The organism is Streptomyces sp. V3I7 (assembly GCF_030817495.1).
Lineage (GTDB): Bacteria > Actinomycetota > Actinomycetes > Streptomycetales > Streptomycetaceae > Streptomyces.
On record NZ_JAUSZK010000001.1, the window covers coordinates 5,470,579 to 5,493,373 of the forward strand.

Consider the following 22,795-nt stretch of genomic DNA (forward strand, 5'->3'; position numbering starts at 1 on the left):
CGTACAGTCGAAGACGTCTGATCCGACACACGGGCGGGAGGTGGCAGAACGTATGAGCGGTACGGCCGTGGTGGCCGCGCGCACGGGGGGAGCCCGGGCGAACCGGGAAGCGCGGGAACGGGCCCCGCTGCACCTGCCCGCCGTCTATCTGCCCGCACCCCTCCCGCGCGACGGCCGGATCGCCTTCTGGGACCCCGACGGCGACGCGCTGCCCACCGGCGCGGGCGACGAGCTGACCGTCGTACGACCGCACGGCGCGGGCGTACGACGACGGACCGTCCCCGCACTGACCCTGCCGCTCGACGAGGCCCTGCCGCTGCTCGTGCGCGCCCGGCACGACCCGGCCGCCCACCCGGCCACCGCCTGCTGGGGCGCCGCCGCCCTGCACGCACTGCGGCTCGCCGCCCGCGGCCGGCTGCTGCCCGGCCTCACCCCGAGCGGACACGACGCCTGGCGCGCCGGACCCCTGGAACCCGACGACATCGCCCACCTGCGCGCGGTGGCCGCCGCCCTGCCCGCCGAGGGCCACGCCGTGCCGCTGGAGGGCCCCGGCCCACTGCGGCTGCCCGAACCGGAAGCACTGGTGCGCTCCTTCCTGGACGCGGTCGCCGACACCCTGCCGCGCACCCCGGCCGCGCCGTACGCCTCCGGCCGCCCCTTCGCCGCGCGCGGGGCCCAGGCACTGCCCGACGCCCACGACTGGGCGGCGGAGGTCGCCGCGGGGATGGACGCGGGCGTGCGTATCTCGCTGCGCCTGGACCTCTCCGCGTACGAGCTCTTCGACGGCGGCGACGGCGCCCCGCGCGCGGGCGCCGCGATCGTCCAGGTGCACAGCCTCGCCGACCCCACTCTGGTGTGCGACGCGGCCGCCCTGTGGGCGGGGGAGACCGGCTCGGCGTTCGGGCCCCGCGCGCGCGTGGACGCCGCCCTCGCCGTACGCCGCGCCGCCCGCGTGTGGGCGCCGCTGGAGCGGCTGGCCGACCAGGACGTGCCCGACGTGCTGGCCCTGTCCGAGGAGGAAGTCGGCGACCTGCTCGGCGTGGCGGCCACCCGGCTCGCCGCGGCCGGGGTCGCCGTGCACTGGCCCCGGGACCTGGCGCAGGACCTCACCGCGACGGCCGTGGTCCGGACCGCGCCGGGCTCGGCGACCGACGGCACCGGCTTCTTCGAGAGCGAGGAACTGCTCCAGTTCCGCTGGCAGTTGGCGCTCGGCGGCGACCCGCTCAGCGACACCGAGATGGACGAGCTGGCCGAGGCCCACCGTCCCGTCGTCCGGCTGCGCGACCAGTGGGTCCTCGTCGACCCCGCGCTGGTCCGCAAGGCCCGCAAGCGCGAACTCGGTCTGCTCGACCCGGTCGACGCGCTGTCCGCCGCGCTCACCGGCACCGCCGAGGTGGACGGCGAGACCGTCGAGGCGGTGCCGACCGGTGCACTGGCCACCCTGCGCGACCGCCTCACCGCCGGCCTCAGGCCCGCCGATCCCCCGCCCGGCCTCAATGCCACCCTCCGCGACTACCAACTGCGCGGACTGGCCTGGCTCGACCTCATGACCTCCCTCGGCCTGGGCGGCTGCCTCGCCGACGACATGGGCCTCGGCAAGACGATCACCGTCATCGCCCTGCACCTGAAGCGGGCGCGCACCGAGCCGACCCTGGTGGTCTGCCCCGCCTCCCTGCTCGGCAACTGGCAGCGGGAGATCACCCGGTTCGCCCCCGGCGTGCCCGTGCGCCGCTTCCACGGCCCGGACCGCACCCTGGACGGCCTGGAGGGCGGCTTCGTCCTCACCACGTACGGCACCATGCGCTCGACGGCGGCGCACCTCGCCGAGCAGCCCTGGGGCATGGTCGTCGCCGACGAGGCGCAGCACGTCAAGAACCCGTACTCGGCGACCGCCAAGGCGCTGCGCACGATCCCGTCCCCCGCGCGCGTGGCCCTCACCGGCACCCCGGTCGAGAACAACCTCTCCGAACTGTGGGCCCTGCTCGACTGGACCACCCCCGGACTCCTCGGCCCCCTGAAGTCCTTCCGCGCCCGGCACGCGCGCGCGGTGGAGAACGGAGAGGACGAGGAGGCGGTGGCCCGACTGGCCGCCCTGGTACGCCCGTTCCTCCTGCGCCGCCGGAAGTCAGACCCCGGCATCGTCCCCGAGCTGCCCCCGAAGACCGAGACGGACCACCCGGTCCCGCTCACCCGCGAACAGGCCGCCCTGTACGAGGCGGTGGTCCGCGAGTCGATGCAGACCATCGAGACAGCGGAGGGCATCGCCCGCCGCGGCCTGGTGCTCAAGCTGCTCGGCGCGCTCAAGCAGATCTGCGACCACCCCGCGCTGTACCTGAAGGAGGACGGCCCCACCCGCCACCTCTCCGCCCGCTCCGGAAAACTCGCCCTCCTCGACGAGCTGCTGGACACCGTCCTGTCCGAGGACGGCTCCGCCCTCGTCTTCACGCAGTACGTCGGCATGGCCCGCCTCATCACCGCCCACCTGGCCACCCGCGCGGTCCCCGTGGAACTGCTGCACGGCGGCACGCCGGTCCCGGAGCGCGAGCAGATGGTGGACCGCTTCCAGGACGGGCAGACCCCGGTCCTGGTCCTGTCCCTGAAGGCCGCCGGCACGGGCCTGAACCTCACGCGAGCGAGCCACGTCGTCCACTTCGACCGCTGGTGGAACCCGGCCGTCGAGGAACAGGCCACCGACCGCGCCTACCGGATCGGCCAGACCCAGCCCGTCCAGGTCCACCGCCTGGTCACCGAGGGCACCGTAGAGGACCGCATCGCCGAGATGCTGGCCGCCAAGCGCGCCCTGGCCGACGCCATCCTCGGCTCCGGCGAGTCGGCCCTCACCGAACTGACGGACCGCGAGCTGTCCGACCTGGTCTCGCTGCGGAGGACACCATGACCGCCGCGGAAAACCGCCCGGGAGCCGCCGCCCGAGCAGCCCTGCGCGCAGCTCGACAGCGGGCGGAGGGAACCGGGGAGCAGACCGAGGGCACGACTCAGAGCGCGGGGGATGCGCCGGAGGCACCGTCCGAGGACACGGAGAAGGGCGCTCCCGCAGCGCCCCAGGTACCGTCGACCGAGGAGTCGCGGCCCGGCGACGTGGCGCGGGCGGCGTTGCGGCTGGCCGTGGCCGAGGGAGGTCGTGCCGAGGCGGACTCGGTTGACCTGTGCGGCGGTTCGGCGGGTGATGCGGACGGCGAGGTGGTCGTACCTGCGCGGCCGGCTGTGAGCGAGACCGGTGAGCAGGCGCCCCGGGGCGTGGCCCATGGCCGGCCGGAGACGCCTGCGGCTGACGAGCCGAGGCCTGGGCACGTGGCTCGGGCGGCGCTTCGGCCGGCCGTGGCCGAGGGAGGCGCTGCCGGGGCCGAGACGCTTGCTGCCGGTGAGCCCAGGCCTGGCGACGTTGCCCGCGCGGCGTTGCGGCAGGCCGTGTCCGGGCGGCGGCGTGGTGGGGACGACGCCGAGGACGCCGAGTCGGTCGTGACGGGGGAGGAAGCAGCCGCTTCCGATGAACGAGCCGTACCGCCGCCGCACACCGCCCCTGCCGCCGACTCCGGTACCCGCCCAGGTGACGCCGCCCGCGAGGCGCTGCGAGCCGCGCGCAAGGAGGCGTCGAGGGTTGCGGCGGAGGCTCCTCGGCTACGACGGTCTGCCGGGCCCCGGCAGCAGCAGACCGCGCCGCCGAGCGGCGCCGGTACGACGGCCAGTGGCGTCGACAAGGGCCAAGTCGCTCGTGACATACGGACGTTCCTCGCCACCGCCTTCCGGATGCCGCCGATGACGGACGCCCCGGAGGGGGAGCAGCCGGAGGCCGACGCTCCGGCGACGCCCCCCACACCCGCCGCCGCAACCGTCCCCGCCCCCACCATGGCCGCCCCCACCATGGCCACTCCTCACCGCGACGGCGAACTCCGCCGTACCTTCCCGGCCTTCCCGCCCCGCGGCTCTGCGGGCGAGGGCTTCGCCGAGAGCTGGTGGGGGAACGCCTGGGTGGCCGCGCTGGAGGAGGGTGCGCTGGACGTCAAGCGGCTGGCGCGCGGGCGCGGGTACGCGGAGCGGGGGCACGTGGACGCGATCACCGTGACGCCGGGGCTCGTCCTGGCGTACGTCCAGGGCAGCCGTCCGCGCCCGTACCGCGTGCAGGTGCGGCTGCGTACGTTCGGCGAGGCGGACTGGGAGCGCTTCCTGGGCGCGGCCGCCGGACGGCCCGGCGACATCGCCGCGCTGCTCGACAAGGAGCTGCCGCAGTCCCTGGCCGACTGCGGCGCACCCCTGCTGCCCGGCCCCGGCGAGCTGGAACCCCGGTGCAGTTGCCCCGACTCCGGGCACCCCTGCAAGCACGCCGCCGCCCTCTGCTACCAGACGGCACGGCTGCTCGACGCCGACCCCTTCGTGCTGTTCCTGCTGCGCGGCCGGGGCGAACGCGACCTGCTCGACGCGCTGTCCCGCCGCAACGCCGCCGCGGCCGCCCGCGCCGCGCGGGAGAGCCGGTCGGCCGCCCTGCCCGGCGTACGGGCGTCCGAGGCGCTCGCCGCGCGTGAACGACCGCCGCTGCTGCCCGGGCCGTTGCCAGTTCCCGCGCATCCGGAGCAGCCCCCGGTCTATCCGGCCGTGCCCGGCGGCCCGGACGCCTTCGCCCTGGACCAGCTGGCGACGGACGCGGCCGCCCGCGCCCACGCCCTGCTGGGCACCGGACGCGACCCGGTCGGCGGACTCACCCTGTGGCAGGACGCGGTACGCCTCGCCGCCGCCCGCCCCGGCTCCGGCCTGACCGCCGCCACCCGCGCGCTGTACTCCTCGCTGGCCACCGCCACCGACCGCACCCCGGCCGAGCTGGCGCGCGCGGTCGCCGCCTGGCGGCAGGGCGGCGCCGAGGGGCTCGCCGTCCTGGAGGAACCCTGGGACCCGCCCGCCGGCCGCTTCGACCGCGCCCGCCCGCTCCTCCTCGCCGCCGACCTGCCCGCGTTCCGCCCCTGGCACAACCACCTCACCCACCCCCGCGGCCATCTCCAACTCCGCTTCGGCCGCGACGGGTTGTGGTACGCGTACGAATCGGAGCCGGGCCACGACGACTGGTGGCCCCGCGGCACACCGGACTGGGACCCGGTGGGCGCGCTGACGGGTCTGGGCATAGCGGACGACACATGAGCCGACGCGCGAACCGGTGACAGGAACGTCGACGACGTAGCCGTTCTCATCGAGGTCTCTTCACCGCACCGGAAGAGCCGACCGACCGCACAGTGACAGGTTCTGGTCAAAGACTTCTCCAAGCGCCGGACGCCCACTTCCTCTCATGGTCGGGTCACTTCCGACGGCTTGTCGATGCCCGTTTGGGAGGACCTGGTGCCCGCACCAACCCGTAGAAGACGATGGCTCACGATCTGTGCCATCACCACATCCGCCGGACTCCTCGCGATACCCGCGAGCGCCGCGCCCGGCGGAGACAGCAGCCCCTTCGGGGTTCGCGCACTCAAGCGACTCGCCGCTGAGCGCGAGCAGTCGGTGGGTGCGGTGAGCCCCAACCTGAAAGCGGAGGAAGGCGACGACGGCAACGAGGCCGACGAGATCGCGGAGGGCGCGGACCAGTACGCCGAGGCCCGCACCTCGCCCGGTGTCGTCGCCCCCGGCGCGTACGGCGCCGCCTGGACCAACCTGACCAACCTGCCTAGCACAGGGGGCAGTTGGAGCAACGTCACCGACCTTCCGTACAACTCCGACGACTCCCGTTACCGCGACATCGACTCCAACTCCAGCGGCGGCTCGGGCAACGTGACCGGCCGCATGGCCGCGATGGCAGCCGATGGCGACGGGTACGTGTACGCGGGCAGCGCCGGCGGCGGCGTATGGCGGTCCGGGCGAGGCGGCGGGCACTGGCAGCCCATCAGCGACAAGCTGCCCTCGCAGTCCACCGGCGCGCTCGCGCTCGACGGCGCCGGGCGGCTGTGGCTGGGCACCGGCGAGGCGACCACCAACGCCGACGCCTACCTCGGCAGCGGCGTCTACGTCCTGTCCGACCCGCATGACGGCACGTTCTCCACTCGCAGCCGGGTCGGCGGCGACGAGCTGGAGTCCACCACCATTCACGAGCTGCGTTTCGGCGGCGACACGGTGTGGGCCGCGACCAGCAAGGGCGTGTGGAGCCACTCCACCAAGACCCTGAAGGGCGCCTGGAAGCTGGAGTACGCGCCCAACCCCGCATATCTGCCGGGCGGTTCGAAGGCCGGCGCGCCCAACGCGGCGTACAAGAACATCGCCAATGACATCGCGATCGACCCCAAGGATCCCAACAAGGTCGTTCTCGCCGTCGGTTGGCGCAGCGGTGACGACTACAACGGCTTCTTCACCAAAGTGAACGGCACCTGGACGCGGATCACCAGCGGCCTGGGCGACCTGCCGGCCGACGCGGACAACGTCGGCAACGTCACCTTCGCCCGCTCCTCCGACGGCTCCCGTTACTACGCCATCGACCAGTCGCCCGACCAGTTGAACACCAACCCGGACAGCGGTCTGGAGGGCATCTACGTCTCCAAGTCCGGCTCTCCCGTCGGCCCTTGGACGAAGATCGCCGACTACAAGGGGCTGGCCGCCGACAACTCGGCGCTGACCTTCCCTGGTTACATGCCCGGCGTACAGGCTTGGTACAACCAGTTCCTGACCGTCGACCCGGCGAACGCGGAGCACGTCTACGCGGGCCTCGAGGAGGTCTACGAGACCAAGGACGGCGGCAGCAACTGGTCGACCGTCGGCCCGTACTGGAACTTCGGCTTCGCCTGCTGGAGCATCGACCCGGCCAAGCAGAGCGGCGACTGCGAACAGACCACCCACTCCGACCAGCACGGCGTGGCGATCGGCCGTTACCGCGGCAAGAACTTCGTGTACGTCGGCAACGACGGCGGCGTCTACAGGCGTCCGGTCAACGGCTCCCAGGATTCCTCCGGCCACGCCACCATACGACTGGACCTCCCTCAACGACGGCACCATCGACACCCTCCAGTACTACTCGGTGGGCGTCGGCAAGGACCTCGACCACGGCGGGGTCTCCGTCACCGGCGGCCTCCAGGACAACGGCCAGTCCATACTGCGCGGCAACGACAAGGTGATGGGCTCCAACTTCGGCGGCGACGGCGGTGACACCCTCACCGACCCGGCCAACGGCTGCGACATCGCCGAGGAGTACGTCTACCTCGCCATCCAGGTGACTCAGAACTGCGCGGTGAACGATGGCAGTTGGATCACCGACGCGAGCAAGGCCACCTCGTACAACGTCGCCCCGGCCGACAACGCCACCGGCGAGGCCCGCTTCATCGCCCCGCTCGCGGCCGACGCGAAGGACAGCAGCACCTGGGTCGCGGGCGGCCGCCACGTGTGGGTGCAGACCCACGGTTACGCCATCCGCAGCGGCGACGAGTGGAAGAGTGTCCACGACCTCGGCGCCGGCCGCACCGCGACCGCCGTCGCGGCCGTGGGAGGGAAGGTGTACGCGGCCTGGTGCGGCCCCTGCAACAACCAGGGCTTCGCCCGCGGCATCTCGGTGGGCAACGCCGACGGCACCGGCTGGCACGACATCAACCTGCCCGCGACAGGGGCGGACGGGGCCGTGCCCAACCGCTACCTCAGCGGCTTCGCCACCGACCCGAAGAACGCCGACCACGTCTTCCTGGCGGTCAACGGCTTCTCGCGGCACTGGACCGAAGGCCCCGGCGCCGGCGTCGGCCACGTCTTCGAGTCCACCGATGGCGGCACCACCTGGAACGACATCTCGGCGAACCTCCCCGACGTGCCGGCCAACTCGGCGGTCGTCACGCCGAACGGCGGCCTCGCCGTCGCCACCGACCTCGGCGTCGTCTACCGCGCACCGGGCCACGTCAAGTGGCAGCGCGTCGGGTCGCTCCCGGCCGTCGCCGTGCTCCAGCTGAAGCTGAGCCCCGACGGAAGCACGCTGTACGCGGCCACCCACGGCCGCGGCATCTACACCATCGGGGTGCGCGACTGCGACTGACCCCGGCAGCGGGACAGAGCGGTGATCTCGGCTTTCGGGGTCACCGCTTCGTCGTGTACGGCACCACGCCCACGTCGAGGGTGAAGGCGGCCTTCGCCGCGCCCGCCACGTCCGGCGCCTTGGCGAGCGCGGTGACCTTGGCCGTGCCGCCTCGGGTGCCGGCGCAGCGCAGCGAGGCACGAGCGGTCCCGTCCTGCTCCACCTGCCAACCGGAGACCACGACCAACCCCGGCGCGGAGCTCTGGACGGCCGTCCACCGCTTGTCGTCCGTACGAGCCTCCAGGACGAGGGAGATCACCGTCCCCGGCCGGACGCACACCCGCTGCTCGACCGCGCCCCTGGCGGCGACGGTGATGTCGGTGTGACCGGCGGCGCAGCCTGCGGAGGCGGAGGCGGAGGCCGTCCCCGTGCTGCCGCCGCTGCCTCCGCAGGCGGTCAGAAGGCAGGAGACGGAGACCAGGACGGTGCCGAGCCAAGCCCAGGATCCTCGACTGCGACCGCAGACCTCCCTCACCATGACCACCCCCTCATGCGACTGGACGGCACTGCGACGTACCCGACCGTAGCCCGGTTCCCGCCGGGACGGAGGGCGTCGGAGTTCCGCATGCTCGTTCAGAGATCCGGATGCTTCGTCGCCACGTGGTAGTACCCCGAGTGGAACACCAGAGGGGCCCCGCCGTCGGCCTCGTACTCCTCGACCTCACCGAGGAAGATGATGTGGTCGCCGGCGTCGAGGCGCTGGACGGTGCGGCACTGGAAGCGGGCGACCGCACCGTCCAGGAGAGGGGTGCCGGCGATACCGGGAGTGATGGGCGTACCGCGGAACTTGTCGTCGGCCGGGGTGGCGAACTGGCGGGAGAGGTGGTGCTGGTCGGCGGCCAGTACGTGGACGGCGAAGTGCGAGGCGTCGGTGAAGTCCGGGAGGCTCGGGCTGTTCTTGCCGGGGCACCACAGGACGAGGGGCGGATCCAAGGAGACGGAGGTGAAGGAGTTGGCGGTCATACCGACGTTGCGGCCGTCGGGGGCGCGGGCCGTCACCACGGTCACGCCGGTGGCGTACTGGCCCAGCGCTCGGCGCAGTTCGCGGCCGTCGAAGCGGACGGCGTGCTGGGCGCGCTTCTCGGCGAGGAAGCGGTGTGCCTCGGCCTCCTCGAACCACCAGCGGTAGAGGGTGCGGGGGTCGTCGAATCCGGCGGCGAGGGCGCCGGCGACCGAGGGGATCTCGGCCGCCGCCGTCAGGATGTCGCGGTGGTGGGGACTCAGGTCGGTGAGGAGGGAGTTGGTCCAGCCGACGGCCCATTGAGCCCAGCCGCGCCAGAAGCTGTCGAAGGTGCGCTGCATCCACTGCGGTGTGAACTCGGCGGTGCCGTGCCGGAGGATGCTTTCGAGGTAGTGGGTCGCGGCCTGGGCCGCGTTGTTCGAACCCTGGCCGGTGATGGGGTCGTTGAGGACGACGGCGTCGGCCATGCCCAGGACGTGCCGGCCGGAGGCCAGGCGCGCGACGGGGTGCCGGACGGTCGGCGTGAGCCTGCCGCGCAGAACGCCACCCTGGTCGGTGAGTTGGGCGTGCCGGCAGCGGTCGTACTCGTCGGGGAAGAACCGGTGGAGGATTTCCAGTGAGCGGGTGAGGTGGCCTTCCGGCGTACGGATGTCGTCCCAGCAGTCCATCGGACCGCCGGGAACGCCCTCGAAGACCATGATGTCGCAGGGCCCGGTTGTGGTGAGGGCGGGGAAGGTGAAGTACTCGCCGACGCCGGGGACCATGCGGTAGTGGACGGCGGCCTCCCCCTCCCGCGGTGCCGTACCCGTGACGTACGTCAGAGCCAGCGCACGGCGCGGCCGGTCGTACGGGGAGAGCTCGGAGTCGCGCGGGAAGAGCCGGCTCAGCTCGCCCTTGCCCGTGGAGACCACGACGAGATCGTGCGTACGGGCGTACCACTCGAGGTCCTCGACGCCCGCCTCGTGCAGCACGATCTCGCCGTGGCCACCGGCCGCGAACTGCTCTATCCAGGCAGCACACTTGACCCGCTGGTCGACGGAGTGGGCGGGCCCTTCCAGCGGCGCGCGCCAGGAGACGTCCGGAGTGCCGTGCGGACCGATGAGAGAGAACGCGATGCCGGAGATTTCCGGGGCCCGCTCCTCCCAGTGGTGCAGCCCGAGTTCGCGCTCGCTCTGCAGCGCGGTGTCGAACATGCACTGGCTGGACATGACCGGGCCGCGACGTATCTCGTCGGGGCCGCGGTCGGTGACCAGGGTGACGTCATAGCCGTGCGCCTGGAGTCCCAGGGCGAGTTGAGCACCCGCCTGCCCGGCGCCGATCACCGCGATCCTTCTCATGTCCTGCTGTCCCGCTCTCGTTACGTACCTGTCGCTGCCGTGCCGTCAGGGCCCGTCGGTGGCTACTCCCGGCTGCCGCTCAGGCGCTGACCTCGGTCAGGTAGTTCTTCGCGGCGACCGGGTCCATGAACCAGTGGAAGAAGTCGCGCGGGTCGTCGAAGCCGTTGACGAAGCGGGCGGCGATACGGGAGTTGACGCTCGCCGCGCCGAAGAGCTCCAGGACGTGCTGCGGCGGGGCGCCGAGCATCGCGTTGGTCCAGGTCGTGGCGGACTGCGCGTTGTCCCAGAAGCGGCCGAAGGCCAGCTCCATGAACGCGGCGTCGTACGGGCGCTCGCCGTGGTCCAGGATGGTGGCGAGGTAGGAGGCCGCGCACTTCGAGGCGTTGTTCGAACCCTGGCCGGTGATCGGGTCGTTGAGGACGACGACATCGGCGAGGCCGAGCACCTGTGCGCCGGAGGGCAGCGTGGCGACGGGCTTGCGGACGGTCGGCGCGAAGCGGCCCGCGAGGGTGCCGCCTGCGTCGGTGAGCGCGATGTCGGTGCAGCGCTCGGCCTCCCACGGGACGTACGTCCGCAGCAGCTCCTGGAACTTCGCCAGCAGCTGGTCGGGGGTGAGCCCGTCGAAGCAGTCGAGCGGGCCACCCGGGATGCCCTCGAAGAACATGATGTCGCAGGGGCCGCTGGTGGTGAGGCTGGGCATGGTGAAGTACTCGCCCACACCGGGGATGACGTTGAAGCTGACGCCGGGGCGGTCGGGCAGCGGCGCCATGCCGGTGACGTACGCCAGGGCCAGCGCGCGCTGCGGAGCGTCGTACGGCGAACGCTCGGCGTCCCGCTGGAACAGCCCGGCGATCTCGCCCTTGCCGGCCGCGACGATCACCAGGTCGGACTCGGCGGCATAGCGCTCCAGGTCCTCGATGCCGGCCTCGTGGATGAGCAGACGGCCGCCGCGGCGCGCGAACTCACCCATCCAGAGCGGCATTTTGACACGCTGGTCGATGGAGCGGGCGGTGGCCTCGAGGCGGGCGCCGAAGGAGAGCGCCCGGCCGCCCTGTCCGTCGGCGATGTTCACACCGAGCCCGGCGATCGCCGGACAGGCGTCGCCCCAGAAGTCGAGGCCGAGGTTGCGTTCGTGGGCCAGCGCGGTGCCGAACATGGCCTGGCTGGACATGACCCGGCCCTCGCGGATCTGGTCTCCGGTGCGGTTGGACACGATGGTGACGTCGTAACCGCGGTCGACCAGACCGATACCGAGCTGGAGGCCGGCCTGACCGGCTCCGACGATGGTGATCTTGCGCATGAGGGGGGACCTCCGGGGGTAGGGGTTATGCGGCTTTGAGCGGTGCGGTGTCGTGCAGTGCCGTCGGGTCACCCGTAGGACCGGGGGATGGGTCCCGGGTCACCCGGCCGGCAAATGGGGGCGGGCCCGGCCGACTCGGTGGGACGGGGCGGCAGGGGCAAGGGCGCGGCGACGTGCGGGGGTACGGCCTTGGCGGCCTTTTCCGCGCCGGTCGCGGAGCACGCGCAACGTGCCTGCGACGGGCTGTCCGCTGGGCGTGGCTCCGCTCCCGTGACGAGCGCGGTCCGGCCCGGCACTCCCTGCATCGTTGATCCCCTGGTTCCTTCTCCGAGGCGGTCGGGCATCAACCTTGGTATGGAAAGATCATCTTTGCTATCCGGATCACGCGGGTTGCTGTCCTGATCGCGCATCTCGGCGGTGGAGGTTCACATGTCCGCTGAAGAGCTCCCCCTCGCAAACCACGAGCGGTTCCACACAGCGGACATCTGGGAGGCGCGGGCCGAGGTCGGCCGCGCCTTCTGTCCGCATGAGCTGCGCATCACGCAGCGCTCGGCGACGCTCGACGCCCGACTGCACGGCGCACCCTTCGACCAGACGGGCCTGTACTACCTCGATTACGGAACGGAAGTCCGGATCACGCCGGGCGACCTGGAGAGCTTCTTCCTGGTCCAGATCCCGCTCGCCGGTTACGCCGAAATCACCTGCGGCCGCGAGGAGATCATCTCCTCCCCCGAACTCGCTTCCGTCCCCTCTCCGACCGGAAAGCTGGACATGCGCTGGAGCGGGGGCAATCCGCAGCTGATCGTGTGGTTCGACCGGTCGTCCCTGGAATCGCACCTGGGAAGTCTGCTCGGCCGCACCGTGCGCCGCCCGATCTTCTTCTCGCTCGGCATGGATCTCACCACACCGGGCGCGCTCTCCTGGCTCAACATCGTCGATCTCATGCGCCGGGAGGCGGAGGGGTCCGGCGGCATGACAAGCCAGCCCATCGTGACGAAACAGCTTGAATCACTCCTCATGACGCAGCTGTTGATGGCCCAGCCCCACAACTACACGCCGGCGCTGCTCGGCGAGCAGCCGCGCGTCGCACCGCCCACGGTCCGCCGCGCCATGGAGATCATCGAGGGGCACGCCGCCGAGCCGCTCACGGTCGCCGAGATCGCGGAATGCGTCGGCGTCGGCGTACGGGCCCTCCAGGAAGGCTTCCGCCGGCACCTCGACACGACACCGCTCGCGTACCTGCGCGAGGTCCGCCTGGACCGCGTACGCAAGGAACTCCTGGCCTCCGACCCGGGTGCCACCACTGTCACCGCCGTCGCCTCCCGCTGGGGCTTCTTCCACCCAGGCCGCTTCTCCCTCGCGTACCGCCACCAGTTCGGGGAGTCGCCTTCGCAGACGTTGCGGTCATGAGGAGACACTCGGTCGTGGCTGGGGTCGGACCGTCACCCGCTCACTCGGCCCCATCGACGGAGCGGATGACCACGTCCACGTCGTCCGTCCCGGGCGCGAGGAACCGGAGCAGGTGGATGCCCTCCTCCGTCAGTTCGCCGCGCACCGCTGCGGACAGCGCGCTGAACGGCGTGATCACGAGCTCGGTGCGCCTGCGTCGGCGTTCGACGCGCCAGCGGCCGCGTACGAATCCGTCCACGAGGATCGTCCCGGGTACAAGGCCGTTCTTCGTGGTGATCCGCTTGTGGTCGTCGCTGCTGATGATGCGGGAGCGGTCGGCATGGGACAGTACGGCGTTGTCGAACTCGGCGAGCAGACGTACGGGACTGCCGGCGTCCGGGCCGGGACGGGGCGCGTCGGGCAGGTCGAACAGTTCGTTGCCCGCCTCGTCGGTGAACCTGACCAGTTCCCCCGCCTGGGCCTGGACGACCTCGCGCAGGTGGGTCAGCCCGCACCAGGCCTGGACATCGGCGACCGTGGCCGGCCCGAAGGCCGCGAGGTAGCGGCGCACGAGCGAGGTGAGCGACGGCCCGGAATGCAAGGGGGCGCCTATCCACGTCTCGGCCGTGGCGTACGTCGGCTGACCCGAGCGACCCCACAGCCCCCGTGGCGGAATCTGGACCATGGGGACCACAGCGCGCGCGGCCCGGGACAGCAGCGCGCTGTCCGCGTCGGGCCACCTCTCACTGAGGAGCACGCCCAGCTGACCGGCGCTGCGCGGCTCCTCGTCGAGCAGCGCGTGGCAGTAGTCGGCCAGTTCACCGGGCTCGACGCCCTTGAGGCGACGCCAGCCCTGGGACCCCACGCCGCGGTCGAGACAGGGCTGGAGAGTCGGCCGTAGACGGAGGCAGTCGGCGGCGCTGACCATGTGGACGGTGCTGCGCATCAGGATGGTCCGTACGACGGCCCTGTCGAGCAGGAGCTGTGACAGGTCGTCCGGGACGAAGTCCTGGGTGCGTGACCACAGCCCCACGTACGGCGGATGGGGGGCCTGCGCCTGGAGGCCGACCAGGTGCTCGATCACGTCCAACGGCTTGCGCGGCACCCGCTCCAGGAGCAGTTGCCGGGCCAGGAACGACCGGTTCAGCGCTCGCCTGGTCAGGACCTCGGGACGTCGTGTGTGAGTGATGGCCATCGTGGACTGCCAGCCTTTCGGGATCCTGTGCGTAAGCCCGGTTCCTGCCCGGCCGGCCGAGACCGGCGTTGTCGGCAGTGCCGGCAGTATCGCGCTCCGAGAGGCAAGAGCCACCGGGTTCCCCCGGTCATGTCAGATTTCGTGATACGTGAGAAGGTCTGAGGCGTGAGTGAGACACCGCCGAACACCCTGCAATACCGCTTTGACGGGCCAAAAGACGCCCCTGTTCTGATCTTGGGACCTTCGCTGGGTACCACATGGCACATGTGGGACCGTCAGGTGCCCGAACTGGTCAAGCAGTGGCGCGTCCTGCGGTTCGACCTGCCGGGCCATGGCGGCGCCCCGGCCCATCCGGCCGGTTCGGTCGCCGAGTTGGCCACCCGGCTGATCGCCACCCTCGACGGACTCGGCGTGCAGCGCTTCGGCTACGCGGGCTGCGCGCTCGGCGGCGCGGTCGGCATGGAGCTCGCCCTGCGCCGCCCGGAGCGGGTCGCCTCGCTCGCGCTGGTCGCCGCTTCCCCCCGCTTCGGCACGCCGGACGAGTTCCGCCAGCGCGGCGTGATCGTGCGGACCAACGGGCTCGACCCGATCGCCCGGACCTCGCCCGAGCGCTGGTTCACCAGCGGCTTCTCGGCCGCGCAGCCCGCGATCACCGAGTGGGCCGTGCAGATGGTGCGCACCACCGACCCGGGTTGCTACATCGCCTCCTGCGAGGCACTGGCCGGCTTCGACGTACGGGCCGAGCTCGGCCGTATCGGCGTACCGACCCTGGTGCTCGTCGGCTCGGAGGACAAGGTGACCGGACCGGCGGAGGCCCGCACCCTGGTCGCCGGGATACCGGACGCCCGGCTCGCGGTCGTCCCCGGCGCCTCACACCTCGTTCCGGTCGAGCAGCCCGCCGCCGTCACCGACCTGCTGGTCCGTCACTTCTCCACCGCCTGGCAGCCCGCCTACGACCCGGCCACCGGCCAGATGGCCATCCAGGGGCCCCCGGTGAAGCCGGTGCTGGGCGCCGCGTCGCCGGCCGCTGCGCCACCGGCCGCCCCGCCCGTGCCGCCGCACGTCCCCTCGCAGTCCGCGCCCATCGCCGAGATCGCCCCGGCTCAGCCCGACCGGCGCACCGACACGTACGACGCGGGGCTCAAGATCCGCCGCGAGGTGCTCGGCGACGCGCACGTCGACCGGGCGCTCGCGCAGGCCGACGACTTCTCCGAGGACTTCCAGGAGCTCGTCACCCGCTATGCCTGGGGCGAGATCTGGGGCCGGTCGGGCCTCGACCGCCGTTCCCGCAGCTGCGTCACGCTCGCCATCATGGTCGCGGGCGGCCACCTGGACGAGCTGTCCTTCCATATTCGGGCGGCGCTGCGCAACGGCCTGGCCCCGGAGGAGATCAAGGAAGTGCTGCTCCAGACCGCCGTCTACTGCGGTGTTCCGGCGGCGAACAGCGCGTTCAAGGTCGCCCAGCAGGTCATCCGCGAGGAGACCACGCCGGAGGAGTGAGCGGGGGCGCCGGGACGCGGGCGGCGGAGGGCAGGAGACGCGGGCGCCGGAGGGCAGGATGGGCGCCATGAAGCTCACGAAGAAGTCCCACGCCTGCGTCCGCCTCGAGAAGGACGGGCGCGTGCTCGTCCTCGACCCGGGCGGCTTCTGCGAGGAGGACGCGGCCGTCGGCGCGGACGCGATCCTGATCACGCACGAGCACGCGGACCATTTCGACGAGGGGCGGCTGCGCGCCGCCATGGACGCCAACCCGGCCGCGGAGATCTGGACGCTGCGCGCGGTCGCGGAGCGGATCGCGGTCGCCTTCCCGGGCCGCGTCCACACCGTCGGCCACGGCGACACCTTCACCGCCGCCGGCTTCGACGTCCAGGTCCACGGCGAGCTGCACGCCGTGATCCACCCGGACATCCCGCGCATCACCAACGTCGGCTACCTGATCGACGGCGGGCGCGTCTTCCACCCCGGCGACGCCCTCACCGTCCCCGACCACCCGGTCGAGACGCTGATGCTCCCGGTGATGGCGCCCTGGAGCAAGATCTCCGAGGTGATCGACTACGTCCGCGAGGTCCGCCCGCAGCGTGCCTACGACATCCACGACGCCCTCCTCGCCGACCTCGCCCGCCCGATCTACGACCACCAGATCGGCGCCCTGGGCGGCGCGGAGCACCTGCGGCTGACGCCGGGTTCGTCCGCCGACGTGTGAGCGCGAACGGGGGCGGGACCGGGGCCGGGACAGGGCGGGAGGGCGTTGTCAGTGCCGCCCGGTAGGTTGTGAGTCATGCGCATCGCGACCTGGAACGTGAACTCGATCACCGCCCGCCTTCCGAGGCTGCTGGCCTGGCTGGAGAGCGCGGGCCCCGACGTCCTGTGCCTCCAGGAGGCCAAGGTCGCCGAGGCCCAGTTCCCGGTCGACCAGCTGCGCGAGCTGGGTTACGAGGCGGCGGTGCACGCGACCGGCCGGTGGAACGGCGTGGCGGTGCTCTCCCGCGTCGGCGTGGAGGACGTCGTCAAGGGCCTGCCCGGCGACCCCGGTTACGACGGCGTCCAGGAGCCTCGCGCGATCTCCGCGACCTGCGGCCCGGTCCGCGTCTGGTCGGTGTACGTGCCCAACGGCCGCGAGGTCGGCCACCCGCACTACGCGTACAAGCTCCAGTGGTTCGAGGCCCTGAAGGCGGCCGTCGCGGGCGACGCGGCGGGCGACCGCCCCTTCGCCGTCCTCGGCGACTACAACGTGGCGCCGAGCGACGACGACGTCTACGACGTGGCCGCCTTCGAGGGCGCCACTCATGTCACCCCCGCCGAGCGCGCCGCGCTGGCCTCCCTGCGCGAGGCGGGCCTGTCCGACGTCGTCCCGCGCCCGCTCAAGTACGACCAGCCGTTTACGTACTGGGACTACCGCCAGCTCTGCTTCCCCAAGAACCGCGGCATGCGCATCGACCTGGTGTACGGCAACGGACCGTTCGCCAAGGCCGTCCAGGACGCCTACGTCGACCGCGAGGAGCGCAAGGGCAAGGGCGCCTCGGACCACGCCCCGGTCGTGGTCGACCTGGAGGTCTGAGAAGCCGCGCCCGCGCGCGACACCCGTGTCCGCCCTGTGGTGCCGACGGCCGTTCCGGTGACACGCTGGGCGTATGAACATCCCCTTCCTGGGCAATCGGCGCAAGAAGAGGGGTGAGGCGGCGCTGTCCGCCGACCCCGAGGGTGTCGCCGCTCTGCTGTCCGAGTGCGAGCTGCTCCGCTCCCAGGCGGAGATGGCCGGAGTCCCGCTCGACGACTCCGCGGCCTCGCTGGAGGCCCTCGACCAGCTGCTGCCGCGCTGGCGCGACGACGAGGAGTCGCTGCAGTGGCTCGGCAACGACGCCGGACTGTATCTGGGCACGGTCATCGTGCGCACCGTCCCCGGCGCCGTCTGGGAGGTCTGGCCCGGCGGCCGGCCCGTCGTACGGCTCGCCTCCGGGCGCGAGGTGGACGTCGTCGCGTTCGGCCAGGAATGGGCCGCCAGCGGCGCGCCAGAGCTCTCGCAGCTGTACGCGGAGGTCGCCGAGACCTGAGGACTCGTTCGGTGAAACGTCTCTCCGCTCGGAAAAAAAGCCTCCCCGCGGCTTAAATACGGCTAATGCCCGGAAAGTGCGTGTCGGGTATTAACTCCACTCTTGTCTGGATAGTTTGCGGCAGTTGCGGCAACCACGACACAGCTGAGAGTGAGTAGGGCTGCGAATGGCCGTCGATCCTCTGATCGAACTGCGGGACGTCAACAAGTACTACGGGGACCTGCATGTCCTTCAGGACATCGATCTCACCGTGGGCAAGGGGGAGGTGGTCGTGGTCGTCGGACCGTCGGGGTCCGGCAAGTCGACGCTGTGCAGGGCGATCAACCGGCTGGAGACCATCGAGTCCGGCACGATCAGGCTCGAGGGGCAGCCGTTGCCCGAGGAGGGCAAGTCCCTCGCGAGGCTCCGCGCCGAGGTCGGCATGGTCTTCCAGTCCTTCAACCTCTTCGCCCACAAGACCGTCCTGGAGAACGTGTCCCTGGCCCAGGTCAAGGTGCGCGGGCGCACGAAGGCTGAGGCCGACCGGCGCTCGCGTGAACTCCTCGAGCGCGTCGGCCTGCTGACGCAAGCCGACAAGTACCCGGCGCAGCTCTCCGGCGGCCAGCAGCAGCGCGTGGCCATCGCCCGCGCCCTCGCCATGGAGCCCAAGGCCCTGCTGTTCGACGAGCCGACCTCGGCCCTCGACCCGGAGATGATCAACGAGGTCCTGGAGGTGATGCGCCAGCTCGCCCGCGAGGGCATGACCATGGTCGTCGTCACCCACGAGATGGGCTTCGCGCGCGCCTCCGCCAACCGTGTCGTCTTCATGGACGCGGGCCGCATCGTCGAGGACCGCACCCCGGAGGAGTTCTTCACCAACCCGCGCAGCGAGCGCGCCAGGGACTTCCTCTCTAAGATCCTCAAGCACTGAGCGGGGGAGCGCGACCCATGTTCCGTACCACACGTGTGCCCCTCGTCCGGGCCGTTCTGGCCGCCCTGCTGGCGCTGCTGGCCGTCGCCTGCGGCAAGGAGGGCAGTCCGCCCGTCAAGGGCCCCGCGGAGAACAAGCTTCCGCACTACCAGGTGGACCGGGGCTTCCAGCTGCCCGAGTCCAGGATCTGGACGCGGGCCAAGAAGCGCGGCTACCTGCGCGTCGGGGTCAAGGAGGACCAGCCGTACCTCGGCGAGCGGGACCCGGCGACCGGCACCTACTCCGGCTTCGACATCGAGATCGCCAGGATGATGGCCGCCTCGCTCGGGTTCGAGCCGAAGACCATCCGCTTCAGGACCATCGCCTCCGCCAACCGCGAAACCGCCCTGCAGAACGGCCAGATCGACTTCTACGTCGGCACCTACACCATCAACGACAAGCGCAAGAGGCTCGTCGGCTTCGCCGGCCCGTACTACCTGGCCGGCCAGTCGCTGCTCGTGCGCAAGGACGAGGACGACATCCACGGGCCCGAGGACCTCGCCGGCAAACGCGTCTGCTCGGCGGCCGGTTCGACACCGTACCAGCGCATCAAGGCCGACTTCCCCAAGGCGGTCCTGGTCGCCTACGACACCTACTCGGTGTGCGTCGACAACCTGCTCACCTACCAGGTGGACGCCGTCACCACCGACGACGCGATCCTCATCGGCTACGCGGCCAAGGTCCCCGAAGAGCTGAAGGTGGTCGGCAAGCCCTTCTCCGAGGAGCCGTACGGCATCGGCGTCCCGCGGGGCGACAACGCCCTGCGCCTGGCGCTCGACGACGCGCTGGAGGCAGGCGAGAAGAACGGCGACTGGAAGCGGGCCTACGACGCGACGCTCGGCCTGTCCGGTGTGCCCGCGCCGAAACCGCCCGCCATCGACCGCTACCCGGCGAGCTGAGCGAGGACGGCATGAACGTACTGATCGACAACTTCCCCCTCTACCTCCGGGGTTTCCTCGGCACGCTCGAACTCACCGTCTACGCCTCACTGCTGGCGCTCGTCCTCGGCTTCGTCATGGCGTCCTTCCGGGTCGCGCCCGTCGCCTCCCTGCGCGCGTTCGGCACGGTCTGGGTCGCCGTCCTGCGCAACACCCCGCTCACGCTGCTGTTCTTCGCCGTGCTGCTGGGCCTGCCACGGTTCGGCATCGTGCTGCCCTTCGAGGTGTTCGCGGTGCTCGCCCTCGGCTGCTACACCTCGGCGTTCATCTGCGAGGTGCTCCGCTCCGGCATCAACACCGTGCCCAAGGGCCAGGGCGAGGCGGCCCGGAGCCTCGGCATGAACTTCTCCCAGGTGCTCGCCCTGGTCGTGCTGCCGCAGGCCTTCCGCTCCGTCATCCCGCCGGTCGGCTCGACCCTCATCGCGCTCGCCAAGAACTCGGCCATCGCGGGCGCGTTCAGCGTCACCGAACTGCTCGGCACGTACAAGGTGCTCAGTGAGCTCGGCTACAACATCATCTGGACGTTCGTCTGGATCGCCGTCGGCTACCTCGTCATCACCCTCGCCATCAGTGCCCTGTTCAACCTGCTGGAGAGGAAGTGGGGGATCGCCCGATGACCGACGTCACCGCGCTCTACGACATCCCGGGGCCGAAAACCCGGCACCGGCACGCCCTGTACGGGGTCCTGGCCACGGCCGCCATCCTGGGCATCCTCGCCTGGATCCTCTATCTCCTCTTCGCCACCGACCAGTTCACCGCCACCAAGTGGACGCCCTTCACGTACGAGGGCATCCAGGAACTGCTGCTGCGAGGCCTCGGCAACACCCTCAAGGCCTTCGGGATCGCGGCCGTCCTCTCCCTCGCCCTCGGCGGCGCGCTGGCCGTCGGCCGGCTCTCGGAGCACCGGGTGGTGCGCTGGCTGGCCACGCTCCTCGTCGAGTTCTTCCGCGCGATGCCCGTCCTGGTGATGATCTTCTTCATCTTCGTGGCGCTCAAGGTGCAGCCGCTGCCCGCGCTGGTGGCCGGACTCACCCTCTACAACGGCTCCGTGCTCGCCGAGGTGTTCCGCTCCGGCATCAACGCCGTCTCCCGCGGCCAGAAGGAGGCCGCCTACGCGCTCGGGATGCGCAAGACGCAGGTCATGACGCATGTCCTCGTCCCGCAGGCCCTCCGGGCCATGCTGCCCGCCATCATCAGCCAGTTGGTGGTCGCGCTGAAGGACACCTCGCTCGGCTACCTCATCACCTACGAGGAGTTTCTCCACGCCGGGAAACTCATCGCCTCCAACCTCGACTACGATTTGCCCTTCATCCCCGTAGTCATGGTGATCTCACCGATCTACATCGGGATGTGCATGCTGCTCTCCTGGTTCGCCGGCTGGGTGTCCCGGTGGGAGCAGCGCAGTCCCAAGACGAAGGCCGCGGAAGTCGCCCCGGCCGAACCAGGAGGGACACTGCTGCCGGGTGGGGTACCCCCCACGGGCCCCAACGCGTAGGGGCCCCGGCAGCTCACAGGGCCAGGCCCGGCCGGCGGCAGCCGGAGATCACTGCTCGCGCAGGGGAACGGACACGTACGACGGGTCGTTCGCCGGCGAGGAGAAGGTCAGCTGCGCGCCGGGCGGGTTGTGCTCGACGTAGAGCGGGTCCACCGTGTCGACGACCAGGGCGAGCCGGTGGCCGGCCGGCACGTCGTAGGCCGTGGAGAACAGCTCCAGGTCGACGGCGAACGGCTGACCGGGCGTCCGGCCGTGCCAGGTGTACGGCGCGTGCGTGACCAGCTTGCCGAGGCCGAGCGGGCCCACGTCGTACAGGTACGCGACGAGGGTACCGCTCTCCTTGGCCGGGGTGAGCGTCGTGTGCAGCCGCGCGGTGCCGCGCACCTGCTGGACGGCGTCGTACTTCTCCGACTGCCACACCGCGGCCCACCACCGCGGCAGCAGCGGGATGGAGGCCATCGGCGGCAGCTTGGCCACCTGGTCGAGGAGGCCGGACAGCAGGACGACGCCGCCGTCCGCGCCCGAGTCGACGTTCGCGTGGATGGTGGCGGAGCCCGCGAGGGAGATCTTCCGCCGGGTCGCCGCGGCCGACTTCCAGTCCGGATAGCCCTCGTAGCCGCCCGACGTACGGGCCTTGAGCTGCACCGGCTGCTCGCGGTCGATGCCGTTGTCGGCGCCCTTGAGGTAGTGGTCGAACCAGCGGCCCGTGTCCGTCCACACGTCGTTGGGCACGCCGAACAGGCCCGGGATCTCGGCGGTCGCGTGGTCGCCGGGGCGCAGCTCCAGTCGCTTGGGGCCGGTCAGCTTCTCGTAGAAGTCGGCGTACTGGTTGACCGGGAAGACGCTGTCGCCCCAGGCGTTGGCGAGCAGCACCGCGGCGCCGTTCCGGTTGAGCCGGTCGACCGAGGCCGCGACGGAGCGCTTGCGCCCCCAGTCCAGGAGCTCCTGCTCCTTGGACAGGTCGGAGGCGTAGAAGTCGTGGAAGACGCGCCGGACTTCGGCGCTCTCGCGGCCGGTGACCCGTCCGGCGCCGTCGAGCAGGGCCGCCGCCTGGACGTGCTGCGTACGGCCCGAGTAGATGGAGCCGGTCAGATCCGCCCAGCCGCTGAGCGAGGCGACCGCCTTGATCCGCCGGTCGTGCGCGGCCGCGAGAAGGCTGATCCCGGCGCCGTAGGAGACACCCCCGATGCCGATGCGCTGAGGATCGGCGGGGGTGTGAGCGAGCGCCCAGTTGATCACCTTGGAGGCGTCGGCCACGTCCGGCGGGCCCGCCACCTCGATCTCGCCGCCGGACTGCCAGAACCCCCGGACGTTGTACGTCAGCACGACGTAACCGGACCGGGCGAGCCGCTTGGCCTGGACGAGGTACTCGGCCTGCGGCAGCCCCCAGCTCGTGGGCAGCACGATCAGGGGGTACGCGCCGGAGGCGCTCGCACCCGCGGGAGTGACGACGTTGGCCTTGAGGACCGTGCCGCCGTCACCGGTGATGTCGACGAAGCGTACGGACGGGGAGCCGCTGTCGGCCCGGGCGGCCGGGGCCGCGCCGAGGGCCGCTGCGGCGAGCAGGACCGCCGACACCGCTCCGACGGCGGACGTGCGCAAGGTGCCGCGACCGTGTCCCACGGGCCCACTCCTCCATCGTCCC

General features: G+C 71.5%; 16 protein-coding genes and 1 pseudogene. 12 read left to right on the forward strand and 5 right to left on the reverse strand.

Annotated features, from left to right (window positions below; all coding sequences use genetic code 11):
• Positions 1–52: 52 nt before the first annotated feature.
• The 3 genes and pseudogenes from QFZ74_RS25450 to QFZ74_RS25460 all read left to right on the forward strand — a co-directional run bounded on the left by QFZ74_RS25450 (position 53) and on the right by QFZ74_RS25460 (position 7,996).
• Positions 53–2,896, forward strand: a complete 2,844-nt coding sequence (locus QFZ74_RS25450; protein WP_307623153.1) for a DEAD/DEAH box helicase — start codon at positions 53–55, stop codon at positions 2,894–2,896.
• On the forward strand, positions 2,893–5,145 hold the full coding sequence (locus QFZ74_RS25455) for an SWIM zinc finger family protein (protein WP_307623154.1): 2,253 nt from the start codon (positions 2,893–2,895) through the stop codon (positions 5,143–5,145). The genes QFZ74_RS25450 and QFZ74_RS25455 overlap by 4 nt, the downstream gene beginning before the upstream one ends.
• A 174-nt stretch (positions 5,146–5,319) precedes the next feature.
• Positions 5,320–7,996, forward strand: a pseudogene (locus QFZ74_RS25460) (glycosyl hydrolase).
• Positions 7,997–8,036: 40 nt separating this feature from the next.
• On the opposite strand, the gene QFZ74_RS25465 reads toward QFZ74_RS25460, so the two are convergent.
• The 3 genes from QFZ74_RS25465 to QFZ74_RS25475 form a co-directional block, all read right to left on the reverse strand.
• Positions 8,037–8,513 (reverse strand): hypothetical protein, encoded by a 477-nt coding sequence (locus tag QFZ74_RS25465; RefSeq protein ID WP_307623155.1) that lies wholly within the window; start codon positions 8,511–8,513, stop codon positions 8,037–8,039.
• A gap of 95 nt (positions 8,514–8,608) precedes the next feature.
• Complete coding sequence (locus QFZ74_RS25470; RefSeq protein ID WP_307623156.1) at positions 8,609–10,333, reverse strand: styrene monooxygenase/indole monooxygenase family protein; 1,725 nt, start codon at positions 10,331–10,333, stop codon at positions 8,609–8,611.
• Between the two features lie 79 nt (positions 10,334–10,412).
• A complete protein-coding gene (locus QFZ74_RS25475) occupies positions 10,413–11,633 on the reverse strand; it encodes a styrene monooxygenase/indole monooxygenase family protein (RefSeq protein ID WP_307623157.1) in 1,221 nt (406 codons plus the stop codon).
• Between the two features lie 429 nt (positions 11,634–12,062).
• On the opposite strand from QFZ74_RS25475, the gene QFZ74_RS25480 reads away from it, so the two are divergent.
• Positions 12,063–13,043 carry an AraC family transcriptional regulator gene (locus tag QFZ74_RS25480; RefSeq protein WP_307623158.1) on the forward strand — a complete coding sequence of 327 codons (981 nt, stop codon included), beginning with the start codon at positions 12,063–12,065 and terminating at the stop codon, positions 13,041–13,043.
• A 40-nt stretch (positions 13,044–13,083) separates the two neighbouring features.
• Here QFZ74_RS25480 and QFZ74_RS25485 read toward each other — a convergent pair whose 3' ends face one another.
• Positions 13,084–14,217: a winged helix DNA-binding domain-containing protein gene (locus tag QFZ74_RS25485; protein ID WP_307623159.1), complete on the reverse strand. Its 1,134-nt coding sequence runs from the start codon at positions 14,215–14,217 to the stop codon at positions 13,084–13,086.
• A gap of 165 nt (positions 14,218–14,382) precedes the next feature.
• Here QFZ74_RS25485 and pcaC point away from each other — a divergent pair, with 165 nt between their 5' ends.
• The 8 genes from pcaC to QFZ74_RS25525 all read left to right on the forward strand — a co-directional run bounded on the left by pcaC (position 14,383) and on the right by QFZ74_RS25525 (position 21,150).
• Positions 14,383–15,717 (forward strand): 4-carboxymuconolactone decarboxylase, encoded by a 1,335-nt coding sequence (gene pcaC / locus QFZ74_RS25490; protein ID WP_307623160.1) that lies wholly within the window; start codon positions 14,383–14,385, stop codon positions 15,715–15,717.
• A gap of 67 nt (positions 15,718–15,784) precedes the next feature.
• Entirely contained in the window at positions 15,785–16,420 is a 636-nt protein-coding gene (locus QFZ74_RS25495) for an MBL fold metallo-hydrolase (protein ID WP_307623161.1), read from the forward strand.
• A gap of 75 nt (positions 16,421–16,495) precedes the next feature.
• The gene (locus tag QFZ74_RS25500; RefSeq protein ID WP_307623162.1) at positions 16,496–17,275 is read left to right on the forward strand and encodes an exodeoxyribonuclease III; all 780 of its coding nucleotides are present in this window, start codon (positions 16,496–16,498) and stop codon (positions 17,273–17,275) included.
• Between the two features lie 73 nt (positions 17,276–17,348).
• Complete coding sequence (locus tag QFZ74_RS25505; RefSeq protein ID WP_307623163.1) at positions 17,349–17,768, forward strand: DUF6278 family protein; 420 nt, start codon at positions 17,349–17,351, stop codon at positions 17,766–17,768.
• A gap of 166 nt (positions 17,769–17,934) precedes the next feature.
• Positions 17,935–18,678, forward strand: a complete 744-nt coding sequence (locus QFZ74_RS25510; protein WP_307623164.1) for an amino acid ABC transporter ATP-binding protein — start codon at positions 17,935–17,937, stop codon at positions 18,676–18,678.
• Positions 18,679–18,695: 17 nt separating this feature from the next.
• Positions 18,696–19,616 (forward strand): glutamate ABC transporter substrate-binding protein, encoded by a 921-nt coding sequence (locus QFZ74_RS25515; protein ID WP_307623165.1) that lies wholly within the window; start codon positions 18,696–18,698, stop codon positions 19,614–19,616.
• Positions 19,617–19,627: 11 nt separating this feature from the next.
• The gene (locus tag QFZ74_RS25520) at positions 19,628–20,272 is read left to right on the forward strand and encodes an amino acid ABC transporter permease (protein WP_307623166.1); all 645 of its coding nucleotides are present in this window, start codon (positions 19,628–19,630) and stop codon (positions 20,270–20,272) included.
• Positions 20,269–21,150, forward strand: a complete 882-nt coding sequence (locus QFZ74_RS25525; protein WP_307623167.1) for an amino acid ABC transporter permease — start codon at positions 20,269–20,271, stop codon at positions 21,148–21,150. The genes QFZ74_RS25520 and QFZ74_RS25525 overlap by 4 nt, the downstream gene beginning before the upstream one ends.
• Before the next feature lie 48 nt (positions 21,151–21,198).
• Here QFZ74_RS25525 and QFZ74_RS25530 read toward each other — a convergent pair whose 3' ends face one another.
• Positions 21,199–22,773, reverse strand: a complete 1,575-nt coding sequence (locus tag QFZ74_RS25530; protein ID WP_307623168.1) for an alpha/beta fold hydrolase — start codon at positions 22,771–22,773, stop codon at positions 21,199–21,201.
• Between the last annotated feature and the right edge of the window lie 22 nt (positions 22,774–22,795).

Coding starts and splice junctions, on each gene's coding strand:
- QFZ74_RS25450 (WP_307623153.1), top strand. CDS start 53: ATGAGCGGTACGGCCGTGGTGGCCGCGCGCACGGGGGGAGCCCGGGCG.
- QFZ74_RS25455 (WP_307623154.1), top strand. CDS start 2,893: ATGACCGCCGCGGAAAACCGCCCGGGAGCCGCCGCCCGAGCAGCCCTG.
- QFZ74_RS25465 (WP_307623155.1), bottom strand. CDS start 8,513: ATGGTGAGGGAGGTCTGCGGTCGCAGTCGAGGATCCTGGGCTTGGCTC.
- QFZ74_RS25470 (WP_307623156.1), bottom strand. CDS start 10,333: ATGAGAAGGATCGCGGTGATCGGCGCCGGGCAGGCGGGTGCTCAACTC.
- QFZ74_RS25475 (WP_307623157.1), bottom strand. CDS start 11,633: ATGCGCAAGATCACCATCGTCGGAGCCGGTCAGGCCGGCCTCCAGCTC.
- QFZ74_RS25480 (WP_307623158.1), top strand. CDS start 12,063: ATGTCCGCTGAAGAGCTCCCCCTCGCAAACCACGAGCGGTTCCACACA.
- QFZ74_RS25485 (WP_307623159.1), bottom strand. CDS start 14,217: ATGGCCATCACTCACACACGACGTCCCGAGGTCCTGACCAGGCGAGCG.
- QFZ74_RS25495 (WP_307623161.1), top strand. CDS start 15,785: ATGAAGCTCACGAAGAAGTCCCACGCCTGCGTCCGCCTCGAGAAGGAC.
- QFZ74_RS25500 (WP_307623162.1), top strand. CDS start 16,496: ATGCGCATCGCGACCTGGAACGTGAACTCGATCACCGCCCGCCTTCCG.
- QFZ74_RS25505 (WP_307623163.1), top strand. CDS start 17,349: ATGAACATCCCCTTCCTGGGCAATCGGCGCAAGAAGAGGGGTGAGGCG.
- QFZ74_RS25510 (WP_307623164.1), top strand. CDS start 17,935: ATGGCCGTCGATCCTCTGATCGAACTGCGGGACGTCAACAAGTACTAC.
- QFZ74_RS25515 (WP_307623165.1), top strand. CDS start 18,696: ATGTTCCGTACCACACGTGTGCCCCTCGTCCGGGCCGTTCTGGCCGCC.
- QFZ74_RS25520 (WP_307623166.1), top strand. CDS start 19,628: ATGAACGTACTGATCGACAACTTCCCCCTCTACCTCCGGGGTTTCCTC.
- QFZ74_RS25525 (WP_307623167.1), top strand. CDS start 20,269: ATGACCGACGTCACCGCGCTCTACGACATCCCGGGGCCGAAAACCCGG.